We start from the raw sequence: 16400 nt of genomic DNA on the forward strand, positions 1-16400 counted from the left end.
AGCAATCAGGGCCATCCGGTGGTTTTCGGGTGGCGAGACGTGAGGGGTGATGCCATATTGTTCCTGATATGTACCGGCAGGAATCCCGGATTTCGCCGCTTTGCGGAAAGGAGTGCATTATGGAAACGACAGCTTCGATCACAGCCGGCCACGCAGTGTTAGAAACAGTGATCGGTTTCATGGGCATCGCCTGGAGCAAAAAGGGCCTGATCCGGCTCTGCCTGCCCGAACGCAGCCGCGAAGCAGTGGAGCGGCGGCTGATGCGCCATGCCGGCGTTTCCGCCTCCACGGCCCAGCCGCCATGGGTGGTCGACCTGATCGCCTCGATCAAGGCTTATGCCGCGGGCGAGGATGTCGATTTCACCGATGTTCCGGTCGATCTCGACGGTGTCGACGACTTCCGCCTCGCCATTTATGACGCGGCGCGCAAACTCAGCTATGGCGAGACCACCACCTATGGCGAACTGGCCAAGCGTGCCGGCCACGCCGGTCTGCCGCGCGAGACCGGTGCGGCCCTTGGCGCCAATCCGGTGCCCCTTGTCATCCCGTGCCATCGCATCTTCGCCGCCGGCGGCAAGATCGGCGGCTTCTCGGCGCCCGGCGGCTCCGTCACCAAGGAAAAGATGCTGGCCATGGAAGGCGTGCGCGTCGGCCCACCGCCGCCCGCGCAGGTGTCCTTCGGGTTCTGAACCGTCGTGGCCTAGTTGTTATGGAAGAAGCGTCGGCGGAAATGCCGGTCGTTGTCCGGCCGCTTGCAGTTGTAGACCGGGCAGGATTTCGTGTCGGCGCTCTGCACATAGGCGCGCGTCCTCACCTCGCCGATGGTGCAGAACTGCTGGCTCTGCACATAGCGGTCGTAGAGCGGTAGCCCTGGGACACGCGTCGACTGGTAGCGCAGGATGACCGCGCCTTGTCGCGCGATCGTCGCTTGGACCTTGCCGCAGCTCATATGCGTCGGGTCGTAGCGCGAGATTGCCTGCGCCTCGGCGGCCACGAGCGTGAGGCAAGCGGCAAGCAACATGGTTTTCATGGTTCTTCCTGATCCGAAGCCAAGGACGGCGCGCCACCTGCCGCAACGGTTTCACCGGATTAGGCCGGCCTTTGGGCGGCGTTCCGATCACGGCTTTCTCACACAGTCTTGTTTTTGGTGCGAAAGCATCCTATATCAGCCCCATTGATATTTCGGCCGATCGATCCGGGCCTCGCGATCTTCGCGTTTGCTGACGTCTATCTCCAAAATCTCGATGCACACCGGCTGGACCTCGGTTCGGTCAAACTAAAGCAAATGTGAAGGACTATTTTTATGGCAACTGGAACGGTCAAGTGGTTCAACGCCACCAAGGGCTTCGGCTTCATCCAGCCTGACAGCGGCGGCGCGGACGTTTTCGTCCACATCTCGGCTGTCGAGCGCGCTGGACTGTCGACCCTGGTCGAAGGCCAGAAGATCAACTTCGAGATCGAGCAGGACCGCCGCACTGGCAAGTCGTCCGCTGGGTCTCTGAGCAAGGCAGCCTGATTTTGCGAATGGCGCGCGCCGGGCGAGAGCTCGGGGCGCGCGGCAAGTCACGGATGTACTGACGGCCGCGCGAGAAGCGGGCCGGAGCGAAAAGACCCGACAAGCTGGAACAGCAGATAGCTGCCAGCCCGGACCGGACGCTCCCGATCAGGCTACCAAGCATGGGAAGGCGGGCTTTGTCCCGCCTTTTTGTTTGTCTGGGGTTCAGGCGACGGCATCAATACAGCGTCCTTCTCCCCGTCTCTATACGGGGAGTTGAGAAGTGGTCCGCGCAGCGGACGAAAAGCCAACTGCTTGGCTTTTCGAACGACGAACGCCCGGCAGGGCGATGAGGGGCAGCGAGATGCCCCAGGATTATCCCATTTTGAATCAAGCGCGAAACTATCAAAGGCAGGCGCCGCCCCTCATCTGGCTGCCGCCATCTTCTCCCCGTATAGGGACGGGGAGAAGAGCACCAATCGCCAAATCCTACCCCACCCAGTCAATCGGTACATGCCCTGGATCCGCCTCCACGCGGCTAAGCCACGCCGCGACAGCCGGATAGGCGTCGAGCTGGAAACCGCCCTGCTCCGCCGTGTGCGTATAAGCATAGAGGGCAATGTCGGCGACGCTGAGGGCGCCGCCAGCGAAGAAGGCATTGTTCTCCAGATATTTATTCATCACGCCGAGCGCCTTGTTGCCGCGCTCCAGTGTCACTGACAGCCGTTCCGGCGTAGCGTCCTTGGCCCTCTCGGGATAGGTCAGCAATGCCTTGCGCACGGCGATATAGGGCTCGTGACTGTATTGCTCGAAGAACAGCCACTGATAGGCAAGCCCGCGCTCGTATCTGTCCGCCGGCAGGAAGCGCGTGCCTTCGGCGAGATAAAGCAGGATGGCGTTGGACTCGGCCAGCCGCCGCCCGTCGTCGAGTTCGAGCAGCGGCACCATGGCGTTCGGATTCTTGGCGACGAAATCGGCTTTTCGCGTCTCCCCCGTGTGCGAACTCACTTCGATCGTCGTGAAGGGAAGGCCAAGCTTGGCCATCAGCAGGCGCGGCTTGTAGCAATTGCCGCTGTCGATCATGCTATAAAGTATCATTGCCGGTCCCCGAAGCGCTGCCTTGTGCGGACGCGATTATCGCAGCCCCGGCGTCCTCAACCAATGATTTGTTTTGGCGTGATCATCAGCACCGCTGATGCAAGGTCCTAGCCAAAGAGCGGTACGACATTGTTGTCCCTGCCCAGCAATGCATCGATGGCGAGCGGCTTTTCGTCGAAGATGGTACCGGCCAGGGCCGGCCGGCCCAGAAGAAAACCCTGCACCAGGTCGACGCCGCCTTCGAGCGCGACGCGCAGATGGACGGGTTGCTCAATGCCCTCGACCAGAACCTTGGCGCCACGGTCGTGCAGGCTGGACACCAGCGGGCGGAAGAACCGCTCGGCAGCAGTGTGGCGGCAGAATTCCGCAAACCAGCCGCCATCGATCTTCACGATATCGGGCCTGAGCAGACTCACCCGCTCCTCGGTCGAATGGCCGGTGCCGAAATCGTCGATGGCGATACGGATGCCGTCGCGCCGCATTTCGCGCACCAGCCGGGCCAGAAGCGCGTCATCCGCCGCCTGCTCGGTGATTTCGCAGACCAGCATGCCAGGGGCGAGGTCGAGCTCGTCGAGATGCCTGCTCATCAGCCGGATCTCCGCCAGCGCCCGCTCCGGATGGTCGTTGACCACCGGATTGTAGTTGAAGAACAGATCGAGCCCGTCGACGCCGATGTTGTGAAAATTCCGCAAATGCAGCGCCCGGCACATGGTCTCGACAAACAGCCGGTCCGGCGATGCAACGCTCTCGAAGAACATCTGAGCGGACGCTGGCTGGCCGGCACGGCGCGGCTCGACCAGGCCCTCGACCGCCACGGCCTGCAAGATGCGGCCGCGCGGGGCGAAGATCGGCTGGTAGGCGCTGCGCAGGCGGAAATCGCCATGGACACCATATTCGATGCCGACCTCGTCGACGAAGATCGCATCGTCGACATTGCGCCGCCGCTCCAGGCTCATGGTGACGTCCTGCGCCCGAAGGCCTTCGTCGGTCGTGCTGTTCGCGGCGTCGCCGTCGCAGGCTCCGCCCCGGCGGTGGCGGAGACGGTTTCCTCCCCGGCTTTGCCGAAGGCGTGGAAGCTGGTCGGCGCCAGTTCGGGGCGCGCCAGCACATAGCCCTGGACCATCGAAGCTCCAGATTTCTCGGCGAGATCCAGTTGCCATCCCTCTTCGAGGCCCTCGAACACGGTGCGGATGGCTTGCTCCTCGAAGCTTTTCACCATGGCGGTCAAAAGCGCGAAGCCGGCGCCTGACTCCATCAGTTGCGTGATCCAGCGAGCGTCGAACTTGACGATGTCGGGTCTCAACTCCTTGACGCGGTTGATGTCGGAATCGTCGGCGCCATAGTCGTCGACGGCAATGCGAAAGCCGTTGCCACGCAATGCCGCGACGAACTCGTACAAAGTCTCCTGCGATGCCGATCGCTGCTCCGTCACCTCGCACACGACCCGGCCCGGATCGATGCCGGCCTCGTGCAGCACCAGCCGCATTTCGCGCAAGGCATTGTCGGCGACCGCCCGCTCGGTGAACACGGACGGATCGAAATTGATGAAGATCGAAGCCTCCTGCGGCAGGCAGGCGCCGGCATTGAGCAGATGCAGCGTCCTGGTCAGCGCCTCGACATGCAGCCGGTCGGCGGCCGGACAGGTCGAAAAGAAGGTCATCGGCGATTGCGGTTCGCCATCGCGAAACGGCCGGATCAACCCTTCGAAGGCGACGACCAGCAGCTTGCCCTCCTTGAAGGCGAAGATCGGCTGGAAGGCGCTTTGCAGCGTGTAGATGCCCCAGACACCTGACGAGGTGCCGTCATCATGACGGATGATATGGGCAAGTCCGATGCTGCGCGACAAGGGTTCCTCGCTCCGCGACTGGCGGAATTGGATTGCGATCCTGCCATGCAAGCCTCTACCTTGTGTTAATGAACTCTCCGTTGATCACGCCTCATTGACCGCATCGCCATAGCTGGCCCAGCCGACAATGCTTGCACTTGGCGGCAGCATGCGACATGAGAAGCGCCGCGGCCGCTCCTGGCCGCGCCGATCCTTTGGAGAGACAAAAGGTCATGGCCTTTCTTGCCGACACCCTTTCCCGCGTGAAGCCTTCCGCCACCATCGCGGTGACGCAGAAAGCCCGCGAGCTGAAAAATGCCGGCCGTGACATTATTGGCCTCGGCGCCGGCGAGCCGGATTTCGACACGCCCGACAACATCAAGAATGCGGCGATCGAAGCGATCCGCCGTGGCGAGACCAAGTACCCGCCGGTTTCGGGCATCGTGCCGCTGCGCGAGGCGATCGCCAGGAAGTTCAAGCGCGAGAACAATCTCGACTACAGGCCCGAGCAGACCATCGTCGGCACCGGCGGCAAGCAGATCCTGTTCAACGCCTTCATGGCGACGCTGAACCCTGGCGACGAGGTCATCATCCCCCGCCCCTATTGGGTCAGCTACCCCGAAATGGTGGCGATCTGCGGCGGCACTTCGGTGTTTGCCGACACCTCCATCGACAATGGTTTCAAGCTGACCGCTGAAATACTTGAGAAGGCGATCACGCCGAAGACCAAATGGCTGCTGATGAACTCGCCGTCCAACCCGTCGGGTGCCGCCTATACCGAGGCCGAACTGCGGGCGCTGGCCGACGTGCTGCTGAAGCATCCGCATGTCTGGACGCTGACCGACGACATGTACGAGCACCTGACCTATGGCGATTTCGTCTTCAAGACCATCGCCGAGGTCGAGCCGACCCTCTATGAGCGCACGCTGACCATGAACGGCGTGTCCAAGGCCTATGCCATGACCGGCTGGCGCATCGGCTATGCCGCCGGTCCGGTCCAGCTGATCAAGGAGATGGACATGATCCAGGGCCAGCAGACTTCGGGTGCCTGCACCATCGCCCAGTGGGCATCGGTGGAAGCGTTGAACGGCCCGCAGGACTTTATCGCCAAGAACAAGGCGATCTTCCAAGGCAGGCGCGATCTGGTTGTATCGATGCTCAATCAGGCGCGCGGCATCACCTGCCCGTCGCCGGAAGGTGCCTTCTATGTCTATCCGTCCTGTGCCCAACTGATCGGCAAGAAGACGAAAGCCGGCAAGGTGATCGGCACCGACGAGGCCTTCTGTTCGGAACTGCTCGAGGCCGAAGGCGTCGCTGTGGTGTTCGGCTCGGCCTTCGGCCTTGGCCCCAACTTCCGCATCTCCTACGCCACATCGGAGGCGCTGCTGGAGGAAGCCTGCACACGCATCCAGCGCTTTACGGCATCGCTGACCTGATCAGATAGACCTGAGGACGCGGCCGCCGTCCGCGGTCAGGACTCAGCTGCCATACTGCTCGCCGGAAACCGCTTCCAGCCAGTCGACATGGACGCCGTCGAGTGCCTCCTGCATGGCGATATGCGTCATCGCGGTTTTCGGCCCTGCACCATGCCAGTGCTTCTCGCCCGGGGCGAACGAGATGGTATCGCCAGCCCTGATCTCCTGGACCGGGCCGCCCCATGCCTGGGCAAGCCCGGCGCCCGAGGTGACATGGAGCGTCTGGCCGAACGGATGCGTGTGCCAGTGGGTGCGTGCGCCCGGCTCGAAGGCGACCAGCGTGGCCCTGAGCCGCGCCGGCGCCTCCGTCTCGACCATCGGCGTCTGCAGAACCCGGCCGGTGAAATACTTTTCCGGCGCGATAATGGTCGGCACGCTGCCGCAAGCAATGATCTTCATCGTCTGGTCCTGAAACTGGTGGTGAAGCGACCGACGGCAAATGCCGCTGCTGATCGAGGCGAAACACATTCTCGGCCGATATCGGCCGGCGCGCAACCGGCGGTTTCGCCCAGGTGAGGAAGATTCCGGTTTTCTCTCCTTAACCATGAATTTCCCCCGCATGGGGCCGAGAGGCGAAATGACGGCGAATTCAATGTCTTCTTAACGGCTGCGCACTAGCCGTGAGCCTGCATCGCGGGGGCTGGCGGATGAGCATACTGGCAACGATCAAGAACCATAGCGGCCGGATCTACCGCGGCATCCAGGCGCTGCTTGTGCTCAGCATCGGCGCGGCAGTGCTTGGCGCTTTCAATATCTCGCGGGACCTGCCGCCGGGCTGCGCCTTCGCCGTCTCGATCCTGGCCACGAGCCTCGCTTTGCTGGCGTTGATATATATGCGCAGCAGCGTCGTCCATCGCTTGCGGTCGGCGGAGGCGGCGGAGGCGGAAAAGCATCACTTCCTGACCAGGGACGCGATGACCGGGGCGATGACAAGGCGCTATTTTCTCGAAGCGCTACGCGACAGCCTTGGCACCATGCGCGAGCGGCGCGAGGCAACCCTGCTGCTGATCGACCTCGACCATTTCAAGCAGCTCAACGACACGTTCGGACATCAGTTCGGCGACCTCACCCTCATGCATCTGGTCAAGACCGCCGAACGCATCTTTGCCGGCAGCATGGTCGGGCGCCTCGGCGGCGACGAATTCGGCGTCATCATCCCGCACGCAGACCTCAACGCCATCAACAAGAATGTCAGGCAATTGCTGGATGCCATGCGGGCGGGCAAATCGCATGAAGGCAAGATCATTCCGCTCTCCATTTCGCTCGGCGTGGCGCTGGCGCCCGCCCATGCCTCGAACACGACGGAACTGATGCTGGTTGCCGACCTGGCACTCTATGAAAGCAAGGCGGCCGGCCGAGGCCGCGTCACCGTGTTCGACGAGGAGATGCTGTCCGACAAGCGTTACCGCCGTCTGGTCGAACGGGAATTGCGCGCGGCGATCTATCTCGGTGAACTCGAACTGCACTACCAGCCCATCGTCAACCCGGACGGTTCCACCCATGCCTTGGAGGGGCTGATCCGCTGGCGGCACCCGGTTCGCGGCCTGATCTCGCCGGCCGAGTTCATTCCGATCGCCGAACGCTCGACCTTGATCGACATGCTCGGCGAATGGGTGTTCAAGCGGGCTTGCGCCGATGTCGGCTATTTCCCCGGGCGCCGCATCTCGATCAACGTCTCCGGCGAGCAGCTCAAGCGCGACGAAATCGTCACCATGTGCGACCGCGTGCTGAAGGAGACCGGCCGCCCGGCGGCGCAATTCATCATCGAGATCACCGAGACGGTGGCGACCGCGGCCACGCCCGAGATCCTGCGGCGCCTGGAAGCCTTGCGCGGCCTCGGCTTCCACATCGCGCTCGACGATTTCGGCACTGGCCATTGCGGCTTCAACTATTTGAAGGCCTTGCCCATCGACATCATCAAGATCGATCGCTCCTACATACGCAGCCTCGCCCATGACCAGGTGGCGCAGATCTTCGTCTCCGCGCTTGGGCAGATCGCGCGCATCCAGGACGTCACCATCGTGGCGGAAGGCGTTGAGACCGCGGAAGAATTCGCGCTGGCCAAGGCGGCGGGCTGCAACCGCTTCCAGGGCTATTATTTCGGACGGCCGACGCCGCGCGACAAGCTTGCTCCCGTTCGCACCGTCAATGTCGACCCCCTGGCGCTGAGCGCCTGACGCTGCCCGGATTTCTATTTTCCTTGCCCTGCCGGCAAACAAGTGGGACGATGCTTTTGGGCAGGTGGCGCTTGAAAAGAACCCCGCCCGCGACGGTCGAACAGGCCGGCCGCCGCTCGGGACCGATTGACCAAGCCTGAACCATGAATGCCAGTCGGTCCTACGGGAAACGCCTGAGTGGAGGTCAGTCATGGGTAATCGCGCCGGAGGACGACGCACGGGACCGAAATGCATTGCCATAGTCGGTCCCTTCGCAAGCGGTAAGACGACACTTCTAGAAGCCATATTGGCCCGCACGGGCGCCATCCCCCGCCAGAACCCGGTTTCCTCGGGCAGCACCGTTTCAGACCATTCGCCAGAGGCACGCGCCCACGCCATGAGCGTCGAGGCGACAATCGCCACCACCGAATTCATGGGCGAGCAGTTCACCTTCGTCGATTGTCCCGGCTCGATCGAATTCTCCTTCGAGGCCGAGCCGGTGCTGGCCGCCTGCGACGTAGCAGTGGTCGTGGCCGAAGCCGACGAGAAGAAGATCCCCGCCTTGCAGCTCATCATGCGCAAGCTCGACGATCTCGGCGTGCCGCGCATCCTGTTCCTCAACAAGGTCGACAAGGCGGTAGCAGGCGTGCGCGACACGCTGAAGATGCTGCAGCCGGCAAGCTCGGTGCCGCTCCTGCTGCGCCAGATTCCGTTGCGCAAGGACGGCGTCGTCATCGGCTCGATCGATCTGGCGCTGGAGCGCGCCTACATCTACCGCGAATATGCCGAAAGCGAGGTGGCTCAGATACCGGGCGACGACAAGGCGCGCGAGCTGGAGGCACGCTTCTCCATGCTGGAGACGCTGGCCGATCATGACGACCAGCTGATGGAACAGCTGCTCGAGGAGATCGAGCCGCCGAAGGACGCGGTTTTCGACGATCTGACCGCCGATCTGCGCGACGGCGTGGTGACGCCGGTGCTGATCGGCACCGCCGAGAAAGGCAATGGCGTGCTGCGCCTCCTGAAGGCGATCCGCCACGACGCGCCCGACATCGAGGCGACCCGCAAGCGGCTCGGTGCCCCGGATGGCAACGCCACCGTGGCCCAGGTGATGAAGACCATCCACACACCGCATGGCGGCAAGCTGTCGGTGTCGCGCATCCTGTCCGGCCAGGTCGCCGACGGCCTGGAGCTCTGGCTGCCGGGCGGCGGCACCGCCAAGGTCTCCGGCATCTACAAGATGCTGGGCAAGGACCAGGTCAAGCTCACCGCCGCCAAGGCTGGCGATACAGTGGCGCTCGGGAAGCTGGACGACGTCAAGACCGGCCAGACGCTGACCTCGGCCAAGGGCGGCACCAAACAGCTGTTCGATGTCGAGCCGCCACAGCCGGTCTTTGCCTTTGCGCTGCGCCCCAAGGAGCGCAAGGACGAGGTCAAGATGTCGGCCGCCATCCAGCGGCTGGCCGAGGAGGACCCCTCGCTCAGCCTGCGTCACAACCAGGACTCGGCCGAAACGGTGCTGTCCGGCCATGGCGAGATGCACCTGCGCGTCGTGCGCGAGCGGCTGGAGGGCAAGAACCAGATTCCGGTCGAAGGCCATGCGCCGGCCGTGCCCTATCGCGAGACGATCCGCAAATCGGCGCAACAGCGCGGCCGCCACAAGAAGCAGTCCGGCGGCCATGGCCAGTTCGGCGATGTGGTGATCGAGATCAAGCCGCTGCCGCGTGGTTCCGGCTTCCAGTTCACTGACACCATCACCGGTGGCGTCGTGCCGAAGACCTATATCCAGTCGGTGGAGACGGGCATACGCGACTATCTGAAATCCGGCCCGCTCGGCTTCCCCGTCGTCGACATCGCCGTCAACCTGTCGGATGGCTCCTACCACGCGGTTGATTCTTCCGACATGGCCTTCCAGATGGCAGCGAGGCTGGCGATGAAGGAAGGCATGGCTGCCTGCTCGCCGGTGCTTCTGGAGCCGGTGATGAAAGTGGAGATCGTCACGCCGTCGGACGCCACTTCCAAGATCATCGCGCTGATCCCGCAGCGGCGTGGCCAGATCCTCGGCTATGACGCGCGGCCCGACTGGCCAGGCTGGGACGTCGTCGAGGCGACCATGCCGCAGGCCGAGATCGGCGATCTGATCATCGAGTTGCGTTCGGCAACCTCGGGCGTGGCCAGCTATCGCGCCGCCTTCGACCACATGGCCGAACTCACCGGCCGCCTCGCCGACGAAGCGATGAACACCAACGGCAAGGCTGCCTGATTCTCATCCAATGCACGTCGCCCAAATTGCGCAGCGGTTTGGGCGACGTGCATGAAACAGGACCTCAAGCGCGTCGCTCTGATGCGAGCGCTTTGGCGCAGCATCCGTTTTGTTCGGGGACAAAACCAAAAACGACGCCCGGGGGGGCCGGACGCCGTTTTGTTTGCGGACCGTTTTCTTGGGAGGAGAAACGGCAGGTCCGCCGCATGTGCAGTTGCCGATCTTCGGCGGAAAAGGTTCGGACGCGGTAGCCGCCTGAGCCCGGCCGTCCGAGTGATGCCCCCATCTCTCGTCCGAACCACACCGCGTCCTATCATCTACTTAGCAGGTCGAGGGTGGCCTTGTCATGTTACCAGAGGTTACATGACACTGTTACGTGGCAATTCCGGCGAACTTTTCCGTCACCATGGTGGCATCCGGGCAACAAAAAAGCCGGATCAACGAAGATCCGGCTGAGTTTGATTGGAAGTGCCTGTTAAGGCTAACCTCCAGAGGGGAACACTCAAGGGCGCTAATGGGAGGAGAACGCGCCCAAGAGATGATCTATATATGTGCTCATCATGCCCAAGAAACAAGCATCTATTTTGCAACACACGCATGCAAAAAGACACAGGCTGTGGTCTAACCCGTTCATGGTGCCAATAGGACCAGCAGATTCGTCAAAAATGGAGCACGCAACCGGGTAATTGCCGTCTTGAGAACGTCAATTCCGGACGACTTTGCTCGCAAATGACGAAAAACACCTGATGACCTGGAAAGAGGCAGTGGTCGTTTAATTCTGAGGCAGCCAGGCAAGGACATCCAATGCGCCCCTTTTCGGCGATCGCCGGCAGCGGCATCTTCCTGGTCGCGGCACCCGGCGTGGTCGCCGGACTATTGCCTGGCTCTGCGATCGCTGGGGGCCTGCCATTGTCAGCCATGCCTGGCTTTGTCCCTGCCGGCGGCGTTCTCATCGTTGCGGCAACCGGCGTGCTGCTGCATGCCTTCGCCCGTTTCGCGCTGGAAGGGCTGACGCCCTGGCGGGGCGGATAGACCACCGCCGCCGGCGCTGCCCCCGTGGGCTAATAGGACCAGCTGCGCGCCTTGGCGATGATGAAGTCGCGAAAGACATGCAGCTTCGCCTGGTTCTTCATCGCGTCGGGATACGCGAAATAGGTGTCGAAGGACGGCACTTCGGTTTCCGGCAAGAGCTGCACCAGGCCTGAGTCCTTGGAGATCACATAGTCGGGCAGCATGGCGATGCCGGCGCCGCCCTGCACGGCGCGCTTGATCGACAGGATGTCGTTGATCTGCAGCGTCGGCACACGCTGGCCGCCTTCGAAATCGCCGATCGTCTCCAGCCAGTTCAGCTCCGACAGATGCGAGGGCACCGGCACGCCGAAGGTGACAATGCGATGGCTCTTCAGCTCCGCGATCGAAGCCGGCTTGCCATACTTGGCGACATAGGATGGGGCCGCGTAGAGGTGGAAATGTACGGTGAACAGGCGGCGCTGGATCAGGTCCGGCTGCTGCGGCTGGCGCAGCCGGATGGCGCAGTCGGCCTGGCGCATGGTGAGGTCGAGTTCCTCGTTGGCGAGGATCAGCTGCAGGCTGATCTCGGGATAGAGCTCGATGAATTCCTGCACGCGTTCGGTCAGCCAGCCGGCACCCAGACCCACCGTCGTCGTCACTCTGAGCACGCCGGAAGGCCGGTCCTTGGTCTCGGTCAGACGCGACTTGATGGTCTCGAGCTTCATCAGCACGTCATGCGCCGTGCGGAACAGCATTTCGCCCTGCTCGGTCAGCACCAGGCCGCGGGCATGGCGGTTGAACAGCGGCACGCCGACATCATGCTCGAGCGCGCTGACCTGCCGCGAGATCGCCGATTGTGAAAGATGCAATGTCTCGGCCGCGTGCGTAAACGACCCCGCTTCCGCCGCGGCGTGAAACACGCGTAGCTTGTCCCAGTCCAACGCCATGATACCCCTCGTTCTGTTTGGCGTCTGAATGAAAAATCAGGCTTTTACACGGCGTTTCTAAGCTGATTTTTTAACAATTTTACAAACCGCCTATTCCGCCGCCTCGCGATGCACCTCGATGCCCGCCAGATACTTCTCCGCCTCCAGCGCGGCCATGCAGCCGAGGCCCGCCGCCGTCACCGCCTGGCGGTAGACATCGTCGGTCACGTCGCCCGCCGCGAACACGCCGGGCACGTCGGTGCGGGTCGAATTCGGCGCCGTCCACAGATAGCCGTTCGGCTTCTGCTTCAGCTTGCCGACGAACAGCTCGACCGCCGGCGCATGGCCGATCGCCACGAACACGCCATCGACCCTGAGGTGCGTTTCGGCACCGGTCACCGCGTGCTTGAGCTTGAGCCCTTCGACGGAAGGCGGCAACGGCGCCTTGCCGGGGCGCCCGGTGATCTCGTCGACGATCGTGTCCCAGATGACGCGGACATTGTCCTTCTGCAGCAGCCGCTCGCGCAGGATGCGCTCGGCGCGGAAGTCCGAGCGCCTGTGGATGACCGTCACGCTCTTGGCGAGGTTCGACAGATAGAGCGCCTCTTCCACCGCTGAATTGCCGCCGCCGACCACGGCGACATCCTTGCCGCGATAGAAGAAGCCGTCGCAGGTGGCGCAGGCCGAGACGCCGAAACCCATGAAGTCCTGTTCGGTCGGAATGCCCAGCCACTTGGCTTGCGCGCCGGTGGCGATAATCAGCGCGTCAGCGGTGTAGGTCGTGCCGGAATCGCCCTTGGCGCGGAACGGCCGCACGTTGAGATCGACCTCCGTGATGATGTCGTTGATGATGTCGGTGCCGACATGTTCGGCTTGCTTGAGCATCTGCTCCATCAGCCACGGCCCCTGGATCGGGTCGGCGAAGCCGGGATAGTTCTCGACATCGGTGGTGATCATCAGCTGGCCACCCTGCTGCAGGCCGGCGACCAGCATCGGCTTCAGCATTGCACGTGCGGCATAGACCGCCGCCGTATAGCCGGCCGGGCCGGAACCGATGATGAGAACGGGCGCGTGCTTGGTGGTCATTTGAAGCCTCTGCGGGGCAGACAGGGAGTGTGCCTTGGGAAATAGCATGGAATGTCGCGCCTAATGTAAGGGTTGCCAACCATGCCAGCAAGACGAACGGGCCGTCGTCCCCGGAAAGCTTCGGCCCGTGGGGTTATTCGCGCGATGGCCACTTTCGTTACCGATCAAAAATCGCGTTGATGAGGGCTGGCGCCAACACAAAAGTCGTTTAATTACAAAATCGCGAAAGATTCTTGCGCCGAGCTGAGACAGCCATGCCCCTAAAAGCCGACCTCGACGCCATCGACTGGAAGATCCTGCGCGAGTTGCAGGCGGACGGGCGCATGACCAATGTCGAGCTCTCGAACCGGGTCGGCATTTCGGCGCCGCCCTGCCTGCGCCGGGTCAAGCGGCTGGAGGAAACCGGCATCATCCGCGGCTATCGCGCGCTGCTCAATGCCCCGGCGCTCGGCCTCGACGTCGTTGCCTTCTGCCTAGTCGGGCTGCACCATCAGGCCGATGCCGAGCTTCGTACCTTTGCCGAGCGCACGCGCGGCTGGCCGATCGTGCGCGATGCCTGGATGGTGTCGGGCGAATCCGATTTCCTGCTGCACTGCGTGGCAAGCGACCTCGGCGCCTTCCAGACCTTTGTCATCGAGGAACTGACCTCGACACCGAATGTCGACACGGTGCGCACCGCGCTCACCATCCGACGGGTCAAGGATGAAGGGCTGGTCTCGTTCGAGCGATCGTGAGGCCAGGCGACCGCCTGCGCGCCTGCCCCCCGCGAATTCCTGGCCTTCGCCACACCGGCGCCGCGTTGGTGTTCGACAGACGCTCATGTACAAGGCTGGATCGCTCCGCCGACCTTCGCTGCGTGGTTGGTTTCTCAAGCAATTCCTGGAAAAATGTGTCACGGTTTTCCGCCCGGGACTGCGTAAGAACAGATAGCGCAAGCAGCGTTGTTCCGAGACGATCCGCCATGGAAGGGGACCATGACTCGATTTGCAAGCCCGGTCTCGGCGCTTATCATCTGCATGGACGAGGCCGATATGATCGGCCCGTGCCTGGAAAGCATCGATTTCTGCGCCGAGATCATCATCGTCGATTCCGGTTCGACGGACGGCACCGTCGAATGCGTGCAAAGCTATATCGCCAAGGGCTACCCGATAACGCTGCTGCACAATGACTGGCCGGGTTTTCCCCGTCAGCGGCAATTCGCGCTCGATCATGCCAATCAGCCCTGGTGTCTTTCCATCGATCCTGACGAGCGCGTCGACGACCGGCTGCGGCAGTCGATCGTGGCCATCACGCAATCGACCAACGGCAAGATCCGCGGCTGGTACATCCGCCGCCGAGACTGGCTGAAGGGCTACGGCTATGCGCACCGATGGGTGCTGCACAACAGGCTGATGCGGCTTTTCCGCCGCGAAGGCGCCATCATGGATCTCATCGCGCGGGTGCATGAATCCTTCGGAGTGCCGGGCGAAACCGGCACGATCGAGGACGGTTTCCTGCTGCATCGCCGCGAAATATCGGTCGAGGACGATCTTGCCCGGGCCAACGCCTATTCCAGCCTGAAGGCCGTCACGCTGGTCGAGAAGGGCAAGAAGCCCGGCCTGGTGCGGCTGGTGCTGTCACCGCTTGGCAACTTCCTCAAATTCTACCTGGCCAAGCGCTACTTCCTGTGCGGCCGGCACGGTTTCGTCTACTCGATGTCGGTGATGATCTATTCCTTCGCCACCGAGGCCAAGCTCTACGAAGCCTCGGAACGCCACGATCCTGTGTAAAGCGGCACGGTGCGCATGGCTTTGACCATCCGCTGCGTTAAGGACAGGGCCTTGTGGCGCTCGTCGGATGAACCTTAGGCCCTCCCAAGCTCAGCAACTGCATCGCAAAGCCTCCGATGATCATTGCCAGTCATCAGCTTCCGGGCGACAAAACTGCCGTCACCGGTCTTTCGATTGACCCTGCCGCCAACCAGCCAACCCTCGTGCAGCCCGGCCCGCCGTCCGGCTTCCATATCGTCGGCTTTGTCGCCAACGATGATGGATCGGCTTGTGTCCAGGTCCAACAGATCGCGAGCGCGCAGCAGCATGCCTGGACTAGGCTTGCGCATAGGATGATCGCCTATTGCCAGTTCACCCGTACCGCTCGAGTGGTAGGCACAGGCCAGCACAAGGTCGACCCGGCAATCGTGCGCCTCGAGCAGTGCCAGCAGCCGCGCATTGACCGCAGCGAATTCCGGCCAGCCGAAATAGCCCCGAGCGATACCGGACTGGTTGGACACGATGATGGCGGGAAGGTTACTAAGATTGGCCGTTCGGATCACTGGCAGCATCTCGGGCCGCAGGACTATTTGTGCCGGATCGCTTGGATAGCTGGTATCGACATTGATGGTGCCGTCGCGGTCGAGAAAAAGCGCCGGTCGACCGGCCGAAAAGGCTCTGCCTCCAATCCGCTCGACCCACAGGCCTGGCTCCGCGAGCGGATAGACTGAACCGCCGTCAGCCATTGCTGAGGCGCGCTTCGACCACCTCGCAAAGATGATGGTAGAGGCACAAATGCCCCTGCTGGATGATCGGCGTTGAGGTCGAGGGTACGTTGAGCAGGATGTCGCACAGCGGCTTGAGCTTGCCGCCCGTGTCGCCGGTCAGGCCGACGACCGTCATGTCCATCATCCGCGCCTGTTCGGCGGCGGCCAGGATGCTCGGCGAATTGCCGCTGGTCGAGATTGCCAGCAGCACGCCGCCGGCCGAGCCATGCGCCTCGACCTGGCGCGAAAACACCGTGTCGAAACCGTAATCATTGCCCCAGGCGGTCAGCACCGCCGCATTGGCCGGCAGCGCGATGACATTGTAGGCCTTGCGCTCCTTGAGGAAGCGGCCGACCAGTTCGCCGGCGATGTGGATGGCATCGCTGGCCGAGCCGCCATTGCCGGCGATCAGAAATGCCTTGCCCGATGAAAGCGCCGTCACCACGGCGCTCACCGCGCGCTCCATCTCACTCGTCAGGTCACGCTCGACCATGGCCGTAATGGCGGCCGCCGAGCGGACCAGATAATCGTTCAAGTCCGACATGAAACC

General features: G+C 62.7%; 17 protein-coding genes. 8 read left to right on the plus strand and 9 right to left on the minus strand.

Features of this window, described 5'->3' with window-relative positions; all coding sequences use genetic code 11:
• Positions 1–119: 119 nt before the first annotated feature.
• A complete protein-coding gene (locus tag FJW03_RS17025) occupies positions 120–689 on the plus strand; it encodes a methylated-DNA--[protein]-cysteine S-methyltransferase (RefSeq protein ID WP_140763447.1) in 570 nt (189 codons plus the stop codon).
• 11 nt (positions 690–700) lie between these two features.
• On the opposite strand, the gene FJW03_RS17030 is transcribed toward FJW03_RS17025, so the two are convergent.
• On the minus strand, positions 701–1030 hold the full coding sequence (locus tag FJW03_RS17030) for a hypothetical protein (RefSeq protein ID WP_140763444.1): 330 nt from the start codon (positions 1028–1030) through the stop codon (positions 701–703).
• Positions 1031–1303: 273 nt separating this feature from the next.
• Here FJW03_RS17030 and FJW03_RS17035 point away from each other — a divergent pair, with 273 nt between their 5' ends.
• Positions 1304–1516, plus strand: a complete 213-nt coding sequence (locus tag FJW03_RS17035; protein WP_015316174.1) for a cold-shock protein — start codon at positions 1304–1306, stop codon at positions 1514–1516.
• Between the two features lie 468 nt (positions 1517–1984).
• Here the strand turns inward: FJW03_RS17035 and FJW03_RS17040 are convergent, their stop codons facing one another.
• The 3 genes from FJW03_RS17040 to FJW03_RS17050 all read right to left on the minus strand — a co-directional run bounded on the left by FJW03_RS17040 (position 1985) and on the right by FJW03_RS17050 (position 4439).
• The gene (locus tag FJW03_RS17040) at positions 1985–2593 is read right to left on the minus strand and encodes a glutathione S-transferase family protein (RefSeq protein WP_140763441.1); all 609 of its coding nucleotides are present in this window, start codon (positions 2591–2593) and stop codon (positions 1985–1987) included.
• 107 nt (positions 2594–2700) lie between these two features.
• The gene (locus FJW03_RS17045) at positions 2701–3549 is read right to left on the minus strand and encodes an EAL domain-containing protein (RefSeq protein WP_140613123.1); all 849 of its coding nucleotides are present in this window, start codon (positions 3547–3549) and stop codon (positions 2701–2703) included.
• Positions 3546–4439 carry an EAL domain-containing protein gene (locus FJW03_RS17050; RefSeq protein WP_140763438.1) on the minus strand — a complete coding sequence of 298 codons (894 nt, stop codon included), beginning with the start codon at positions 4437–4439 and terminating at the stop codon, positions 3546–3548. Before FJW03_RS17050 ends, FJW03_RS17045 begins: the two co-directional genes overlap by 4 nt.
• A 212-nt stretch (positions 4440–4651) precedes the next feature.
• Between FJW03_RS17050 and FJW03_RS17055 the strand changes: the two genes are divergently transcribed.
• Positions 4652–5854, plus strand: coding sequence for a pyridoxal phosphate-dependent aminotransferase (locus FJW03_RS17055; RefSeq protein ID WP_140763435.1), 1203 nt, complete (start codon positions 4652–4654; stop codon positions 5852–5854).
• Between the two features lie 42 nt (positions 5855–5896).
• Here FJW03_RS17055 and FJW03_RS17060 read toward each other — a convergent pair whose 3' ends face one another.
• Entirely contained in the window at positions 5897–6292 is a 396-nt protein-coding gene (locus FJW03_RS17060; RefSeq protein ID WP_140763432.1) for a cupin domain-containing protein, read from the minus strand.
• Positions 6293–6540: 248 nt separating this feature from the next.
• Here FJW03_RS17060 and FJW03_RS17065 point away from each other — a divergent pair, with 248 nt between their 5' ends.
• The 3 genes from FJW03_RS17065 (at position 6541) to FJW03_RS17075 (ending at position 11344) form a co-directional block, all read left to right on the plus strand.
• Positions 6541–8070 carry a putative bifunctional diguanylate cyclase/phosphodiesterase gene (locus FJW03_RS17065; protein ID WP_140763429.1) on the plus strand — a complete coding sequence of 510 codons (1530 nt, stop codon included), beginning with the start codon at positions 6541–6543 and terminating at the stop codon, positions 8068–8070.
• 190 nt (positions 8071–8260) lie between these two features.
• Positions 8261–10312: an elongation factor G gene (locus FJW03_RS17070; protein ID WP_140763426.1), complete on the plus strand. Its 2052-nt coding sequence runs from the start codon at positions 8261–8263 to the stop codon at positions 10310–10312.
• A gap of 804 nt (positions 10313–11116) precedes the next feature.
• Positions 11117–11344 carry a hypothetical protein gene (locus FJW03_RS17075; RefSeq protein WP_181165765.1) on the plus strand — a complete coding sequence of 76 codons (228 nt, stop codon included), beginning with the start codon at positions 11117–11119 and terminating at the stop codon, positions 11342–11344.
• A 29-nt stretch (positions 11345–11373) separates the two neighbouring features.
• Here the strand turns inward: FJW03_RS17075 and FJW03_RS17080 are convergent, their stop codons facing one another.
• A complete protein-coding gene (locus FJW03_RS17080; RefSeq protein ID WP_140692270.1) occupies positions 11374–12270 on the minus strand; it encodes a LysR family transcriptional regulator in 897 nt (298 codons plus the stop codon).
• Between the two features lie 90 nt (positions 12271–12360).
• Positions 12361–13335: a thioredoxin-disulfide reductase gene (gene trxB / locus FJW03_RS17085; protein ID WP_140613116.1), complete on the minus strand. Its 975-nt coding sequence runs from the start codon at positions 13333–13335 to the stop codon at positions 12361–12363.
• A gap of 254 nt (positions 13336–13589) precedes the next feature.
• Between trxB and FJW03_RS17090 the strand changes: the two genes are divergently transcribed.
• Both FJW03_RS17090 and FJW03_RS17095 read left to right on the plus strand, forming a co-directional pair.
• Positions 13590–14069 (plus strand): Lrp/AsnC family transcriptional regulator, encoded by a 480-nt coding sequence (locus FJW03_RS17090; protein WP_140613115.1) that lies wholly within the window; start codon positions 13590–13592, stop codon positions 14067–14069.
• A 240-nt stretch (positions 14070–14309) separates the two neighbouring features.
• Positions 14310–15104: a glycosyltransferase family 2 protein gene (locus FJW03_RS17095; protein ID WP_140763423.1), complete on the plus strand. Its 795-nt coding sequence runs from the start codon at positions 14310–14312 to the stop codon at positions 15102–15104.
• 74 nt (positions 15105–15178) lie between these two features.
• Here the strand turns inward: FJW03_RS17095 and FJW03_RS17100 are convergent, their stop codons facing one another.
• The gene (locus FJW03_RS17100) at positions 15179–15829 is read right to left on the minus strand and encodes an HAD-IIIA family hydrolase (RefSeq protein WP_140613113.1); all 651 of its coding nucleotides are present in this window, start codon (positions 15827–15829) and stop codon (positions 15179–15181) included.
• A complete protein-coding gene (locus FJW03_RS17105) occupies positions 15822–16394 on the minus strand; it encodes an SIS domain-containing protein (protein ID WP_140692264.1) in 573 nt (190 codons plus the stop codon). Before FJW03_RS17105 ends, FJW03_RS17100 begins: the two co-directional genes overlap by 8 nt.
• Positions 16395–16400: the final 6 nt, after the last annotated feature.

The sequence above is a fragment of the Mesorhizobium sp. B4-1-4 genome (assembly GCF_006439395.2).
Classification (GTDB): domain Bacteria; phylum Pseudomonadota; class Alphaproteobacteria; order Rhizobiales; family Rhizobiaceae; genus Mesorhizobium.

What these genes read in the sequence shown, in the direction of transcription:
- FJW03_RS17045 (WP_140613123.1), bottom strand. Translation starts at nt 3,549, where the DNA reads ATGAGCCTGGAGCGGCGGCGCAATGTCGACGATGCGATCTTCGTCGAC.
- FJW03_RS17080 (WP_140692270.1), bottom strand. Translation starts at nt 12,270, where the DNA reads ATGGCGTTGGACTGGGACAAGCTACGCGTGTTTCACGCCGCGGCGGAA.
- FJW03_RS17090 (WP_140613115.1), top strand. Translation starts at nt 13,590, where the DNA reads ATGCCCCTAAAAGCCGACCTCGACGCCATCGACTGGAAGATCCTGCGC.
- FJW03_RS17100 (WP_140613113.1), bottom strand. Translation starts at nt 15,829, where the DNA reads ATGGCTGACGGCGGTTCAGTCTATCCGCTCGCGGAGCCAGGCCTGTGG.
- FJW03_RS17035 (WP_015316174.1), top strand. Translation starts at nt 1,304, where the DNA reads ATGGCAACTGGAACGGTCAAGTGGTTCAACGCCACCAAGGGCTTCGGC.
- FJW03_RS17040 (WP_140763441.1), bottom strand. Translation starts at nt 2,593, where the DNA reads ATGATACTTTATAGCATGATCGACAGCGGCAATTGCTACAAGCCGCGC.
- FJW03_RS17095 (WP_140763423.1), top strand. Translation starts at nt 14,310, where the DNA reads ATGACTCGATTTGCAAGCCCGGTCTCGGCGCTTATCATCTGCATGGAC.
- FJW03_RS17065 (WP_140763429.1), top strand. Translation starts at nt 6,541, where the DNA reads ATGAGCATACTGGCAACGATCAAGAACCATAGCGGCCGGATCTACCGC.
- FJW03_RS17070 (WP_140763426.1), top strand. Translation starts at nt 8,261, where the DNA reads ATGGGTAATCGCGCCGGAGGACGACGCACGGGACCGAAATGCATTGCC.
- FJW03_RS17030 (WP_140763444.1), bottom strand. Translation starts at nt 1,030, where the DNA reads ATGAAAACCATGTTGCTTGCCGCTTGCCTCACGCTCGTGGCCGCCGAG.
- trxB (WP_140613116.1), bottom strand. Translation starts at nt 13,335, where the DNA reads ATGACCACCAAGCACGCGCCCGTTCTCATCATCGGTTCCGGCCCGGCC.
- FJW03_RS17025 (WP_140763447.1), top strand. Translation starts at nt 120, where the DNA reads ATGGAAACGACAGCTTCGATCACAGCCGGCCACGCAGTGTTAGAAACA.
- FJW03_RS17105 (WP_140692264.1), bottom strand. Translation starts at nt 16,394, where the DNA reads ATGTCGGACTTGAACGATTATCTGGTCCGCTCGGCGGCCGCCATTACG.
- FJW03_RS17075 (WP_181165765.1), top strand. Translation starts at nt 11,117, where the DNA reads ATGCGCCCCTTTTCGGCGATCGCCGGCAGCGGCATCTTCCTGGTCGCG.
- FJW03_RS17055 (WP_140763435.1), top strand. Translation starts at nt 4,652, where the DNA reads ATGGCCTTTCTTGCCGACACCCTTTCCCGCGTGAAGCCTTCCGCCACC.
- FJW03_RS17060 (WP_140763432.1), bottom strand. Translation starts at nt 6,292, where the DNA reads ATGAAGATCATTGCTTGCGGCAGCGTGCCGACCATTATCGCGCCGGAA.